This window comes from Bacillus sp. LR_5, from assembly GCF_042709275.1.
Genome location: NZ_JAVAXX010000002.1, coordinates 36,410 through 50,058 on the forward strand (window position 1 = coordinate 36,410; position 13,649 = coordinate 50,058).

Consider the following 13,649-nt stretch of genomic DNA (forward strand, 5'->3'; position numbering starts at 1 on the left):
CTTCTTAAATTGGAGGGTTTTTATGTCCTTTATTTTAGTCCCACCCGCATTCACGATTTAAAGCCTGACGTTCTTTAAGTTCGTGGTTTTACATTATTTTGTTTAACGTTGTTAATTAAACCTTGAATCGGCTATAACACATTTTTTCTGCTGTTATTTTTTCTTAAAACAATTGCAGCTATACTAGCTCCTCAACCTAAAAGAGACACCCACATCATCCCTCTGTTTCGGCGGTTATTCACCGGAAATGATTCATTTTAGAGCAACTTTCTATCATAATTTTTGATACTTAGTTTTCGCAAAAAGAGGAATTGATATGCTGGAATGATAAAGATGGAATTCAAGAAAGAATATATAAGAATGCAACGAATTAAAGTAAACATGCTGGACAAACTTATAGGGATTAAAAAGAAGAAAGGAGGATGGAAATGAAAAAATGGCTGCAAATCGTTAGTGCGTTGTTTCTATCGAGTTTTGTATTAATGGGCTGTAATAATGGTCAAGATAATAATGATAATAATAACAATGCTCCGGATGTTGAGGAGAACGATCAAGATAATAACGGCAACAACCAAGATACTGACAATAACAACGCTCCAGGTGTCGATGAGGATGATACCATCAATAAAGATGATGAAAAAGATAATGATCCTGATCCTGAAGATCCAGTTGAGGATCCTGAAGATACCGATAAAGATAGAAAAGACGAGTAAGGAAACTGTACAAATATTGTTTGAAGAAAAACCCGCTCTCAGTTTAGAGGGAGGGTTTATCTCTTTGTTTTATTGTTTTACATGGTAACGTATCTCCAATGCATAAAATCTTCTGACTTATGCTCCAATTCAAACCCTAAGGTCTCTAAAATATGTTGTGAACCAAAATTGTTATGTTCACATCTAGCTGTGATATGGTTCACCGTATCTTGGCTTAAGGCCCAGTTTATTATTTTTTGGGCAGCCTCAACACAATACCCTTTGCGGCGTTGGCTTTTATTTGTTGCAAAGCCGATTTCAATCATGCCATTCGTATCCGGGTCACCTAAAAATCCGGTTCCTCCTACAATTTCATGATTGTCCTTCTTTACAATAATCCATGAATCAAATCCTTTTGTTCCATTGTTTTTAACTAATTTCTCGCGGAAATAAGGGATGGCTTCAAAAAAATCAGGATTTGGCCATTCACCATTTGTTTCATAACCTAGGTCTTTAATGGCCTGATGATCTCGTTTAGATGCAGCGTTAAGAAGGGGAATATCAATCGTTTTTAAAAGCAGCCGATTTGTTTCAAGAACCATATATCTAATCCTCTTTTCTTTTAACTGGTAATCATGATAACATATTGAAATATTTATCGGTGCAAAAATTCTTGGACATGAAGAACATGAGCTGAATTTGAAATGAATTGTTTTATTGAAACCAAATTTCTACGGGCACCAACTTCCTTTCGCACTGTCTTGACGGGGAAAGATCGGAAGTGTCATAAATCCAAAACGGGTAGGAAAGCGCTGATATCAAAGCGTTCCTACCCGTTTTTCTGTTTCTGCTGAAAACATTTTGTACTACCTTTTCGCAATCAAGTAAAGCGATATCGCTCTTTGGGTTTGAACAGGGTTATGAATGATTATGACCCATTGGTTTCTTCTCCTTGGAAAGCTTGCGATTGCATACAATGGAGCAGTATCGCGTGGGGTAAACCCGCCATTAATCACTTGTATATCTCTTCCTTCAAGATGACAAACAAGATATTCACCAGGATCTATTACCTGTTGGCCAGTCCATGCGAAGGAATAAAAGCCGTCTCCGAGATCCTCAGAGGAAGATGGCGGTATAATGCCATCTACATTCAGTGTGATTTCTCTTCTTCGCTGTCTTTCTGAAAAGTCTGGATTTCTTTGAGTGTTATGAGTATGTGTAAAGTAAGGAATTAACGCGGGACCATAATAGTAATGATACAAAGCAACCACTCCTTAATTTTACATTCATACAAATTGTATGTTATTACATGTCGTTCATTCCTTTTTGTTTCGTATTTTGGCTTTCTAGAGGTTTTTCTCTCTTTTGAACATGCAGGTTAATAGCATATGTCTGTTTTCGATGATAGTATTTATATATTAATCACAGTATATTTAGGTTTTTTTCGATAGTGGGGGAAAAGTATGGCGAAAAAAATGGCAAAAACAAATGCGGTTCGTTTGATAGAACAGCAGAACATCTCCTATGAGTTATTAGGGTATAAAACAGAAGGCGGCCAACCGGTAGATGGCATCTCTGTTTCGGAAAAAATCGGTTATCCTTCAGAATATGTATATAAAACATTGGTGGCAACAGCAGGAGCAAAAGATTATTACGTCTTTGTTGTACCCGTTGCAGAAGAATTAGATGTAAAAAAGGCAGCAAAAGTAATAGGAGAAAAGAAAATAGAAATGATTGCGATGAAGGAATTATTAGGGGTAACTGGCTATGTTCGCGGCGGCTGTTCACCAATTGGCATGAAAAAATCGTTCCCGACCTATATTGATGCAGCCGCTGAAACACTTGATTTTATCATTGTCAGTGCAGGGAAAATCGGTATGCAGCTAAAGGTGGCGCCTCAAGATTTAGCGAAAGCATGCGATGCCGCATTTGCAGAAATTGTATAGATGGCACGCAATGAAGATAAACCGAAAAAGCTTAGTCATATGGACTAAGCTTTTTCCACATCTCTTTCAAATATGATCTCAAAATAAGCAGCTGCTCCATACCCATCTATACTGGGAGCGAAAATCTGAATGAATGTCCAGCCTCTTTTCGCATAGTCATGGATGATTTGCTGGTAGTCTTCTTTAGGCCTTCTTCTCATCGTACTCAGTTCAACTCTTACGAATTCATACTCTTTCATCGTTTGATCCCTCCTATTAAGGTATACGTAAGAGTGAGAGGGATGTTCCGAAAACATGGGTGTAGGGCAAAAGTAAAATTTGTAATAGAAATAAGGCCTTACGAGTGTCCACTTTCTCAATGTCTTCTTTATAAATGGCAACACATGAAATTCTTTTCCGCATCTGCAATGACCCCAACAATAACAAGCGTAAGTTTTCAATGAAATAGGTCTGCAACAAGCTCGCTTCCACTAACTTTGGCAGCGGGTTCCGTTTCAATTTTCTAGACTTCCAAATCTATGAACATAGGCAAACTATCATATGGATAATCGGTACAATTTCTCTTACTGTTCTTGCATGCAGATAAAGAAAAATTCTTTTTTTGTTTGTTTTTGGCTTATAATACCTGATGATGGAAAAAAAGTTCGAGTTTATAGAGCGAACACCCGATAGTAAGCTGGGGGACGTGCTGTCTTTTCGTTTATGGGTTTATTTTTTCTTGTATCGGCTTTAAGAAAAAAGTGCATTTCCCGATTGACTTATTCTAATGTTCTTATTTTCATTAGGCGAGAGTACAGCAGCAGACGGTTCGAGCTTTCCGCTGCTTAGTTTATCGCAAAAGATCTGCTTTTTCTCTGAAGCAGTTTTCATCTGTTTGCCTGAACTTTGCAAAATGGCTGGCTGAAAAAAACAAGGATATCATTCAATTAAAACATGCAACGATGCAGACATGTTTTGTATCCGACTGGACTTTACCTCATCATTTATTTTGCATTTCAGTAATATTTTAAGAAGGCGATGGTATTTCATGAACAAAGAAACTTTAAAAAACATACTCATGATTTTTTCAATATGCGCAACCCTCCGAGAAACCGATGGTATGCGTATTGCCCATAGCTGGATTTTGAGTGAAATCGTCCGATTTTTGATTTGCATGGCTGTGTTTTTGATCGTGACATTTCTATTAGATGCAGTTTTTCCAAATAAAAAAGAGTCACATTAATGTGTGGCTCTTTTTGCATAACATCATCTGATCAAAAACATCACAAATGAATCAACCATCATGATCAAAAACAGCAAGCAAAAATAAATGAGCGAGTAGACAAACATATCCTTTGCCCACTTGACGTCATCTTCCGTTTTGAATCCCTGAATGCTTTTTTTGATCCATATGCCTCCGAGAACCAGGGCAGCTAAGAAATAAAATGGGCTGATATGGCCGGTGCCGAGAGAAAAAGGAAATAATAGCGTGACCGGCACCAGAACTGCAATATATTGAATCATTTTTATTTTTGTTACATGATTTCCTTTTACAACCGGCAAGAGCGGAACGCCTGCTGCCCGATATTCCTCTTTGCGTCTGATCCCAATCGCCCAAAAATGCGGGGGCTGCCACAGAAACATAATCGCGTACAACAGCACTGCAGTCATACTGATGTCTCCGGTTACCGCACAATACCCCATCAACGGCGGCGCAGCTCCCGGGAAGCTCCCGACAAATGTGCTCCACACAGAGGTTCGTTTCACCCATACTGTATAGATTATTGCATAAAAAATAAAGGCAGCCAGTCCGAGAAGGGCAGTTAATGGATTGAGGGAATACAGCATTGCAAGGCCTGCGATTCCTAAGACGGAGCCATACGTTAAGATCATGGCAGGCGGCATTTTTCCTGTGACGGAGGCCCTGCTGCGGGTGCGTGCCATTTTTGCGTCCATATGCCGATCAAAAAAGTTGTTATAAACAGTGCCAGAAGCCATTACAAACGCAGTTCCAAGCATTGCTGTCACCATTGTCATCAAAAAAGCCATTCCGGTTAATGGTTTTTCTGCGCTTGCAAACGCGATCCAAAATCCGCCGAAGGCTGCTATCGAGTTTGATATGATAATGCCGGGTTTTGCAAGTTTGATAAAATCGTAAACTGTTACCCGGTTCGAAGCTTTTATGTATTTCGTTTCAGATAGAGCTGCAGAATCTCTTGTATTCTCCAAAAACAGACGCCTCCCCCAAAACTGCATGCTTTTGTTATCGTAACAAGAGGGCTATGGAATCACAATTATTTCCTATATTTGTCATGATATTGTCATTTTTTAAAACAAAAAAATGGGGAGCTGGACTGCCCCCATTTTGGTAAACGGCGTTTAGTATCCGTATCCTCCGCCGTATCCTCCACCATATCCTCCGCCGTAACCGTACCAAGGGTAGTAAGGCGGGCGTGGGCGCGGGTAATAGTAAGGCGGACGCGGATAAAACGGATAGAACGGTCTTGGGTAATAATAAGGCGGATAAAATGGCGGTCTCGGGCGCTGATAATAATAAGGCTGTCTTTCATCATAAGGTGTAATTTGTTCAAATGTCTGTTCATTCAAAGGATAATCCAAGAGGAAAACCTCCCTAGTTTTTTTATTCCTTTTACCATATTCTTGATGTTTAGGTTGGGTGTATGTACATTCGAGAAATCGGATTTTTTTTATGATGAAATCCCTGAAAAAGGATTGACAAGAACTTCTAAATCTCATAGTATTACAAATGTGAAATAAATGTTACTCTAATGTTACAAAAGTATTTCTAAATAGATACAGTTCTAACTGATGAAAAATAAATCGAAACGGTTATGAAAGAAGGAATTTGGGTTGTTGGCAAAAAGAATCAAATGGTTTCATGTATTAATAGCAGTCGTATGTGTGGCGGGCCTTATCGGCTTTTTTCATAATTCATTAAAAAAAGAAACGGTTATGAATAAAGTAAAAACTGATTCTCAGTATGGGAATGTGGAGATCGCAACGCTTGTGAATGACGGGAAAACCTTCAATTACGCGGTCAACTATCCCGTTTTCAAAAATAAAAAAATGGATTCGGTATTAAAGAGTTTCGCAGAGAAAGAGGTTCGCCAATTTCAGAAGGAAACAAAAGACGTTGACCAGGAACATACGACAAAGCGCAACGAATTAAATGTTGATTATAAAATTGTCCATTATGCCAAGCAGACTGTAGCGATTGTATTTAATGAATATAAATATATCGGCGGTGCACACGGGCAAACTGTGAAAAAAACGTTCAACTATGATTTTAGTAAACAAGCTTTTCTTTCAATCGATGATATTTTCAAAGAGGACGCTGACTATTTACATAAGCTCTCGTTAATCGCTTATCATGAGCTGAAAAAGGATAAGGACATTGCTGCAGACGATGCGCTGTTAAAGGAAGGAACGGCACCGAAAACAGATAATTTCAGCCGCTTTGCCATCAAGGAAGATTATATCGAATTTTATTTTGATACATATCAGGTCGCAGCAGGTTATCTTGGAGAGCAATCGATTGCCATTAAGAAAAGCCTTTTGAAAGACATCGTGAAAGAACAATATATTGATAAAGCAAAAAACAAAAATAAAATCAAAGAGAAAAAGCCGAAGCATGAAGTGATTTCTTTGCCCAAAGAAGAAGCGGTTGATCCAAATCAAAAAGTCATTGCGCTTACTTTCGACGACGGCCCGAATCCTGCGACAACAAATCAGATTCTGGACTCCTTGAAGAAATATAAGGGACATGCCACGTTTTTTGTTCTCGGGAGCAGGGTGCAATATTATCCGGAAACGCTAAAAAGAATGCTAAAGGAAGGAAATGAGGTGGGGAACCATTCGTGGAGCCATCCGCTTCTCACAAGGCTTTCAGTGAAAGAGGCGTTAAAGCAAATCAATGACACGCAAGATATCATTGAAAAAATAAGCGGATACCGCCCGACGCTTGTAAGACCTCCATACGGCGGCATTAATGATGAGCTGCGGAGTCAATTGAAAATGGATGTCGCGTTATGGGATGTTGATCCGGAAGATTGGAAAGACCGAAACAAAAAAACAATCGTTGACCGTGTCATGAGTCAGGCGGGAGATGGAAGAACCATCTTGATTCACGACATTTACCGCACCTCTGCTGATGCTGCCGATGAAATTATCAAAAAGCTCACTGATCAAGGCTATCAATTGGTGACGGTCTCTCAGCTTGAAGAGGTTAAAAAACAAAGAGAAGCAAATTAATACGTAAAGGCTGCCGCGGATATTGCCCGGACAGCCTTTTTTCTTTTTAATAAGAGCCTGTGGTGGCCCAAACATTCAGGTTGGGTCCTGAATACTTGCCGAAAGCGTAAGAAGTCCTTGGATCTAAATCATATACCATCGGAGTATAACAAGATTTTTGCCCGGCCACCGCTTTTCCATTGCCGCCTGCAGAATCACAATTATATCTCTTTCCGTCCGTGTTCCGGGTAATCTCCGCATTTGCTTCAAAGCCTGACGTCAATGTATGATTCATCGTGATTTTTGCCCAAGCCGTTTTACATGTACTGCTGAATTTAAGCTCGACTACTCCGATGACTTGATTGTTGGCATTCACTAAGTTTGAGGATTTTTTTGTAGAGCCGCTGGACGCACAATCATTGTAATAAGGGCTTTTTCCATCATAGGCATGGGTTTCCGCATTGGCGGGCGCTCCTTTGACGGCAAAAACAAATACAACTGCGAATAACACCAATGAAGCCTTCGTAAACAGTTTTTTCATGTCCTTTATGACCTCCTTAATATGGCAAACAATAAATCATACGGAGGAACAATCAAAACATGCATGCTTTTTTGTGAACAATAAAGGCGGCCGGGAGGATGGAGTTCTTGGCCGCCTTTGGTGTGGGGGTTAACCTTTTATATCAATGGTTTGTCCGAGCGTCGGATGCTGAATCATCTTTAAGGTTTGATCGGCATTTTGCTGGGCGGTGTCCAGCATTTTTTTCGTTAAGGCGATATCAACATTTTGGGCAAGGGATGCTTGGTGCATCGCAACTGATAAAGCAGGAATATCCATCGTTCCACCTCCTATGCCTTACCTATCGGCGGCTTTGGATGTTTTTACAGTGAAAAATGGCTTAATTTTCCCTGTTGACCCTTACGCTGCGGCATACCGTATGTTTTTGACAAGGGGGGAATCAGGATGAATCTTGCAATGGAAAAGACCTTTGAGCAATATGAAAAGCTGTTTTCGATGGTAGAAGAGAAAAGAGAGGATGAATTTCGGTATATGATGATGAGGCCGTTTGAAAAGATGTGGAGCGCCATCCAAGTTCCCCTGAGAGCGAAGGAGCCGAACGGCTATGATGTAATCATGGCTGTGAAAATGCTTGGTTATTTGGATGTCCGTGATGCTGAAGCCGGGCAGCAAGCATTAAGGATACTGAAAGAATCACATGCTGCAGAGACAGCTGAATCTGCGCTCCGGCAATGTATCTATTTTGCAGAGCGCGAACAGTTGCGGGTGAATGCAGACGAGATCAAATTCGGCCTTTACATCGCCGATCCAAATAAGCTTCAGCTGCAAAAAGGTTACTGCGGATTTGGCGGGATACCGGGCTTTATACATGTATGGATGAATCCGAACAGCTATAACCTGCCAAGGATACCTTCAATTATTGCTCATGAGTTTCATCATAATTTGCGGTTTTCGTATGTTGATTTTCATCATGGCTCTGTGAGTGTCGGAGATTATCTTGTGATTGAAGGGTTGGCTGAATCATTTGCCAGAGAGCTGTTTGGCGAGGCTCAATTGGGTCCTTGGGTAACACGCTTTGATCAAGAAGATTTGCAGTATTCCATTGAAGTCATCAATGAGGTGCTGGATGTGAAAGGCTTTTCGGAAGTAAGCCGTTATATGTTTGGTGATCCAATTGCGAAAGTCCAAGGCTTTGAGCCTGCCGGATTATCGGCTTTTGCGGGTTATGCCGTTGGGTATCACGCCGTTCAGTCATTTATGGATAAGCATCAAGTGACGATAAGCGAGGCCACGCTCTTGGATGCGGAGACCATTCTGTCTCAGTGCGGGCTGTTTTCCAAATGAAAAAAGCGTCACATATAGCGGCACTTTTTGATTCCCAGAACCAGCCGTTCTATGGCGGCACAAAAGGCAATTCCAATCGTATACGCTTCGATATCGCTCCATAAAAATCCGTACCCCAGTACAAGTCCGCCAAGAGAAGTGTCTCTGATCCGGTCGATCCACTCGGCGTGATATAACTGGCTGATTTCAATGATAAAACAGAAAGAAAGACTGATAATGCCCGTCAACATTGTCTTCATTTTCTGAAATAGAAACCCGCATCCCGTAAAGATCATGGCAGCCCACAGCGAGTCTCCCAGATAAGTATTGATGGTATTGGGCAGAACATTGGAGAACGCTCTTGATCCCAGCCCCAGCACCATGATCAGAATGGTGACAGCTGCATATATCCATCGATTTCGCTTCATTGAAAATTGATACCCCGTCTCTGCTTCATCTCCCATGTATTGTAAGGAATATATCTTCTATTTGTCCAATAAAAAAGCGGCTGAACAGCCGCATGATGGGTTTATTTTGCTTTAAGGTTTACATGGTCAGCGGTCTGGTCCTTGCCAATTACAAAATGAAGTTCATATCGGCCTGTGTCATATACATAGTCGATTTCATCGGTAAACGGGACGGTTAACACTCGATTCGCGGGGCCTATTTCATTCCGCAGCATTTCCGGGGTAACTCCGCCTAAATTCAGCTGCCGTTCCACACCGGTTCCAAAGTAGCGGATTTCTGAAATTGTCATGTCTTTATGATAGGAAAATCCGTAGCCCGGGTTCCCCATATTCCAGTGATATAAATCAAACCGATTGTCTCCTCCGGACGGTCGTTCGGGTTCCCCTAATGTAGCATGGACATCGCCTTTCGTGCTTTTGTTAATGGTAAGGCCTTGCACCTGCTGAGGCATTTCCCCTGTGTAGGCGGAGTTGTAAAGATTTTTGACAAGCTCGGCGGCTGATTGGTTTGTGTTTTCAGAGAGCGAGGTTGTTTGAGTTACGGCGTTTGCCGGTGTTGAAAAGGACGCCGCCCCAAAGCCGGAAAGAGAGCCTGTCAGTGCTGCTGCCGCGGTTAGAACAGACATTGTTTTTTTCATGCTGATCCCTCCTTTTTCATTCTATCCTCTCGTTTCCCGGTGATGATGCACTAAAACATGTGAGTGCGCTTTGTATGTTTTATTGATCCCTTGCAAGGGAAGAGAACTGGGTAATTCGGTATATACACAAGCAAGAAAGGGGAATGGAGATGGCTGAACAGAAAAAAATCACAATAAACGGCGTTGAAATGGAAGCATCCGAAGAACAGACGGTGCTTCAGCTTTTGAATAACAGTTCGATTGAAGTGCCGCAAGTTTGCTATCATCCAAGCTTAGGGCCGATTGAAACATGCGATACGTGCATCGTCAGCATCAATGGCGAGCTGAAGAGGTCGTGCTCCGCTGAATTAAAGGATGGCGATGTCATTGATACGCTTTCGCCTGATGTGAAAAAAGCGCAGGTCATCGGGATGGACAAGATTTTATATAATCATGAGCTTTATTGTACAGTTTGCGATTACAACAACGGGGGATGCGAAATACATAATACGGTGAAGGAAATGAAAATCAATCACCAAAGCATCCCGTTTGACCAGAAGCCTTACCATAAGGATGAATCTCATCCGTTTTACCGGTATGATCCAGATCAATGTATTTTGTGCGGACGCTGTGTCGAAGCGTGCCAGGACGTTCAGGTAACTGAAACACTGACCATTGACTGGGAGCGGAAACGCCCCCGCGTCATTTGGGATAATGATGTGCCGATCAATGAGTCATCTTGTGTATCATGCGGCCACTGTTCTACCGTCTGTCCGTGTAACGCGATGATGGAAAAAGGAATGGAAGGGGAAACCGGGTATTTAACAGGCATCAATGACAAAACACTGCGTCCGATGATTGAGATCACGAAAGGCGTAGAGACAGGTTACGGCTCGATTCTCGCCATTTCTGATATGGAATCCGCCATGCGTGATGAGCGAATCAAAAAAACGAAAACCGTCTGCACCTATTGCGGTGTCGGCTGCAGCTTTGATGTCTGGACAAAGGGAAGAGACATTCTAAAAGTAGAGCCGCAGGAGGAAGCGCCGGCCAACGGCATTTCTACTTGTGTGAAAGGAAAGTTCGGCTGGGATTTCGTGAATAGTGAGGAACGCCTGACAAAGCCGCTGATCCGCGAAGGCGACCATTTCCGTGAAGCGGAGTGGGAGGAGGCGTTATCACTGATCGCCAGCAAGTTCACGGATTTAAAAGAAGAGTTTGGCCCGGATTCACTTGCCTTTATTACATCATCTAAATGTACAAACGAAGAATCCTACCTCATGCAAAAGCTGGCGAGAGGGATCATTGGCACAAATAATGTGGACAACTGCTCGCGCTATTGCCAATCTCCTGCGACTGCCGGCCTGTTCCGGACAGTCGGCTATGGCGGTGACTCAGGGTCGATTACAGATATCGCGCAAGCGGACCTTGTGTTGATTATCGGTTCGAACACGTCTGAGTCGCATCCGGTCTTGTCCACTCGCATTAAACGGGCTCATAAGCTGAGAGGGCAGAAAGTGATCGTAGCGGATATCAGAAAACACGAAATGGCAGAGCGTTCAGATTTATTTGTCCAGCCGCGTGCCGGATCAGATATCGTCTGGCTGAATGCCATCGCCAAATTTTTGATTGAAAACGGCAAGGCCGATGAACGCTTTTTACAGGAAAGAGTGAACGGACGGGATGAATATGTGAAAAGCCTGGCACCGTATACCCTTGAATATGCCGAGGAGAAAACCGGAATTGATCAAGAAACCCTCATCCAAATGGCAGAGATGATTGGTCAGGCTGACAGTGTGTGCGCCTTGTGGGCAATGGGCGTGACACAGCATATTGGCGGAAGTGACACAAGCACGGCAATCTCAAATCTGCTGCTTGTGACAGGAAACTACGGAAAACCGGGAGCAGGCTCTTACCCACTGCGCGGCCATAACAACGTGCAGGGAGCAAGTGACTTCGGAAGCATGCCTGACAGAATGCCGGGGTATGAAAAAGTGACGGACGAACAAGTCCGCCAAAAATACGAGCAGGCGTGGGGTGTACCGCTGCCGAAGGAGCCGGGCATGACCAACCACGAGATGATCGAAAAAATCCATTCCGGTCAGCTGAAAGCGATGTATGTAAAAGGTGAAGAAATGGGTCTGGTCGATTCCAATATCAATCATGTACATGCTGCATATGAAAAGCTTGATTTCTTTGTGGTGCAGGATATTTTCCTTTCACGTACAGCCGAGTTTGCTGATGTTGTTCTTCCTGCGAGCCCAAGCCTTGAAAAAGAGGGAACCTTTACAAACACTGAACGCCGTATTCAGCGGCTGTATCAGGTGTTTGAACCGCTGGGCGAATCAAAGCCTGACTGGCAGATTATTATGGAGGTTGCCAATAAGCTCGGTGCTGACTGGCACTATGAGCACCCTGGAGACATTATGGAGGAAGCAGCCATGCTGTCGCCGATTTATGCCGGCGTTACCTATGAGCGCCTTGAAGGCTACAACTCCCTGCAATGGCCTGTAAGCGCTGATGGAAAGGATTCGCCTTTACTTTTTACTGAGCGCTTCCCTTTCCCAGACGGCAAAGCCATTCTCTATCCTGTTCAGTGGACAGAACCTGAAGAGTTCGGTGAGGAATATGATATCCACGTCAACAATGGGCGGCTCTTGGAGCATTTCCACGAAGGGAACCTGACCTACAAATCAAAAGGCATTTCGAAGAAAACACCGGAAGTGTTCTTAGAAATTTCTCCTGAACTCGCGGCAGAACGGGGGATTCAGGACGGAACCCTTGTCAGACTCACATCGCCTTTCGGAAATGTCAAAGTGAAGTGCTTGATCACTGATCGTGTCAAAGGGAAGGAAGTATACCTGCCAATGAACGATTCAGGGGAAGCAGCGATCAACCTGTTAACAGGCAGCCATGCCGATAAGGATACCGATACGCCTGCTTATAAAGAAACATCAGCCAAGATGGAAATTTTGAAGTACGACGGAAGCAATCCGCTGCCTAAGATCAATCACCGCAACGGCAATCCGCAGCCGCAAATCGGTGTGCAGGTACAAAAGAAATGGGCGCGGAAGGATTATATTTTCCCTGGCGACGCTGTGAAAAGGGGGATTGGGCATAATGGCTAAAGCGATTAAACGAATTCAGAAAATCGAGATAACCGAAGAGGATCAGAGAAAGCGTGATATGAAAGAAATTGAAGATGCATTAGTCGAGAATAAGGAAGCCATTCTTGAAACGCTGCATATGATTGGCCACATGAACGAGCGTGGTGTTTTGCCATTACTCCGCGGCCTTTTTGGCCAAGGAGATAAAGTCCTTGACATCTTAGTGAAAAAGGCAGATACAGAGGAAACAGCCAATACGTTGAAAAATTTGCTTCTTCTGTTTGGAACGCTAGGCATGCTGGATGTGAAACAGCTGGAGCCCCTCATTTTGAAAGTGAATGCGGGTGTGGCAAACGCGGTGGAACAGAAGGACAGCGAAGAGAAAACAGGTTATTTTGATATCATCCGCTCGCTCAAAGACCCGGAAATCAACAAAGCAGTTACACTGCTTTTCTCCTTTTTAAAAGGAATGGGACAAGATACAAAGGAGCTGGAACGCACGACTCAGCCTCCCGAGCACCAAAAACATCATCAGGAACCCCGAGAGAAAAGGGAAATGAATAAGCGAGATTGATCACCTGCCCGAGCCGGCTGCTGCCAGCTCGGGTTTTTTGTGAGATGAGCCTCGTGAACCGGGTATAAATACCCAAATTAGAAACTAGACAAAGAAGCTTTTGTTTTGGAAAATGATATGCCATCACCGGCCTGTCCAGTATTTTTTCCAGTAAAGGATAAATATCTATGTCA

15 protein-coding genes are annotated in these 13,649 nt (G+C 42.9%); 6 read left to right on the forward strand and 9 right to left on the reverse strand.

Annotated features, from left to right (window positions below; genetic code table 11):
• The first annotated feature begins 428 nt into the window (after window positions 1-428).
• Window positions 429-713 (forward strand): hypothetical protein, encoded by a 285-nt coding sequence (locus RAC86_RS01015; RefSeq protein WP_014113417.1) that lies wholly within the window; start codon window positions 429-431, stop codon window positions 711-713.
• Between the two features lie 77 nt (window positions 714-790).
• Here RAC86_RS01015 and RAC86_RS01020 read toward each other — a convergent pair whose 3' ends face one another.
• Window positions 791-1,294 carry a GNAT family N-acetyltransferase gene (locus RAC86_RS01020; RefSeq protein WP_014113418.1) on the reverse strand — a complete coding sequence of 168 codons (504 nt, stop codon included), beginning with the start codon at window positions 1,292-1,294 and terminating at the stop codon, window positions 791-793.
• 264 nt (window positions 1,295-1,558) lie between these two features.
• Window positions 1,559-1,954 carry a hypothetical protein gene (locus tag RAC86_RS01025; RefSeq protein ID WP_072182415.1) on the reverse strand — a complete coding sequence of 132 codons (396 nt, stop codon included), beginning with the start codon at window positions 1,952-1,954 and terminating at the stop codon, window positions 1,559-1,561.
• A 201-nt stretch (window positions 1,955-2,155) separates the two neighbouring features.
• Between RAC86_RS01025 and ybaK the strand changes: the two genes are divergently transcribed.
• Window positions 2,156-2,638: a Cys-tRNA(Pro) deacylase gene (ybaK, locus tag RAC86_RS01030; protein ID WP_072566116.1), complete on the forward strand. Its 483-nt coding sequence runs from the start codon at window positions 2,156-2,158 to the stop codon at window positions 2,636-2,638.
• A gap of 44 nt (window positions 2,639-2,682) precedes the next feature.
• Here ybaK and RAC86_RS01035 read toward each other — a convergent pair whose 3' ends face one another.
• The 3 genes from RAC86_RS01035 to cotT form a co-directional block, all read right to left on the reverse strand.
• Complete coding sequence (locus RAC86_RS01035) at window positions 2,683-2,877, reverse strand: DUF4177 domain-containing protein (protein ID WP_014113421.1); 195 nt, start codon at window positions 2,875-2,877, stop codon at window positions 2,683-2,685.
• A gap of 1,006 nt (window positions 2,878-3,883) precedes the next feature.
• Entirely contained in the window at window positions 3,884-4,873 is a 990-nt protein-coding gene (gene cyoE, locus RAC86_RS01040) for a heme o synthase (RefSeq protein ID WP_072566118.1), read from the reverse strand.
• Between the two features lie 123 nt (window positions 4,874-4,996).
• Complete coding sequence (cotT, locus tag RAC86_RS01045) at window positions 4,997-5,236, reverse strand: spore coat protein CotT (protein WP_061187246.1); 240 nt, start codon at window positions 5,234-5,236, stop codon at window positions 4,997-4,999.
• A 252-nt stretch (window positions 5,237-5,488) separates the two neighbouring features.
• On the opposite strand from cotT, the gene pdaC reads away from it, so the two are divergent.
• Entirely contained in the window at window positions 5,489-6,889 is a 1,401-nt protein-coding gene (gene pdaC, locus RAC86_RS01050; RefSeq protein WP_061187247.1) for a peptidoglycan-N-acetylmuramic acid deacetylase PdaC, read from the forward strand.
• A gap of 46 nt (window positions 6,890-6,935) precedes the next feature.
• Here pdaC and RAC86_RS01055 read toward each other — a convergent pair whose 3' ends face one another.
• Together RAC86_RS01055 and RAC86_RS01060 are read right to left on the reverse strand one after the other, a co-directional pair.
• Entirely contained in the window at window positions 6,936-7,409 is a 474-nt protein-coding gene (locus RAC86_RS01055) for a YjfA family protein (protein WP_014113426.1), read from the reverse strand.
• A 129-nt stretch (window positions 7,410-7,538) separates the two neighbouring features.
• A complete protein-coding gene (locus tag RAC86_RS01060) occupies window positions 7,539-7,706 on the reverse strand; it encodes a YjfB family protein (protein ID WP_014113427.1) in 168 nt (55 codons plus the stop codon).
• 126 nt (window positions 7,707-7,832) lie between these two features.
• Between RAC86_RS01060 and RAC86_RS01065 the strand changes: the two genes are divergently transcribed.
• Complete coding sequence (locus RAC86_RS01065; RefSeq protein ID WP_072566119.1) at window positions 7,833-8,732, forward strand: DUF2268 domain-containing putative Zn-dependent protease; 900 nt, start codon at window positions 7,833-7,835, stop codon at window positions 8,730-8,732.
• Window positions 8,733-8,740: 8 nt separating this feature from the next.
• On the opposite strand, the gene RAC86_RS01070 is transcribed toward RAC86_RS01065, so the two are convergent.
• Complete coding sequence (locus RAC86_RS01070; RefSeq protein WP_072566833.1) at window positions 8,741-9,139, reverse strand: ribosomal maturation YjgA family protein; 399 nt, start codon at window positions 9,137-9,139, stop codon at window positions 8,741-8,743.
• A 101-nt stretch (window positions 9,140-9,240) separates the two neighbouring features.
• Complete coding sequence (locus tag RAC86_RS01075) at window positions 9,241-9,816, reverse strand: YjgB family protein (protein ID WP_072566120.1); 576 nt, start codon at window positions 9,814-9,816, stop codon at window positions 9,241-9,243.
• 149 nt (window positions 9,817-9,965) lie between these two features.
• On the opposite strand from RAC86_RS01075, the gene fdhF reads away from it, so the two are divergent.
• Window positions 9,966-12,923, forward strand: coding sequence for a formate dehydrogenase subunit alpha (fdhF, locus tag RAC86_RS01080; RefSeq protein ID WP_072566121.1), 2,958 nt, complete (start codon window positions 9,966-9,968; stop codon window positions 12,921-12,923).
• Complete coding sequence (locus RAC86_RS01085) at window positions 12,916-13,476, forward strand: helical membrane plugin domain-containing protein (RefSeq protein ID WP_014113432.1); 561 nt, start codon at window positions 12,916-12,918, stop codon at window positions 13,474-13,476. The genes fdhF and RAC86_RS01085 overlap by 8 nt, the downstream gene beginning before the upstream one ends.
• The last annotated feature ends 173 nt before the right edge of the window (window positions 13,477-13,649 follow it).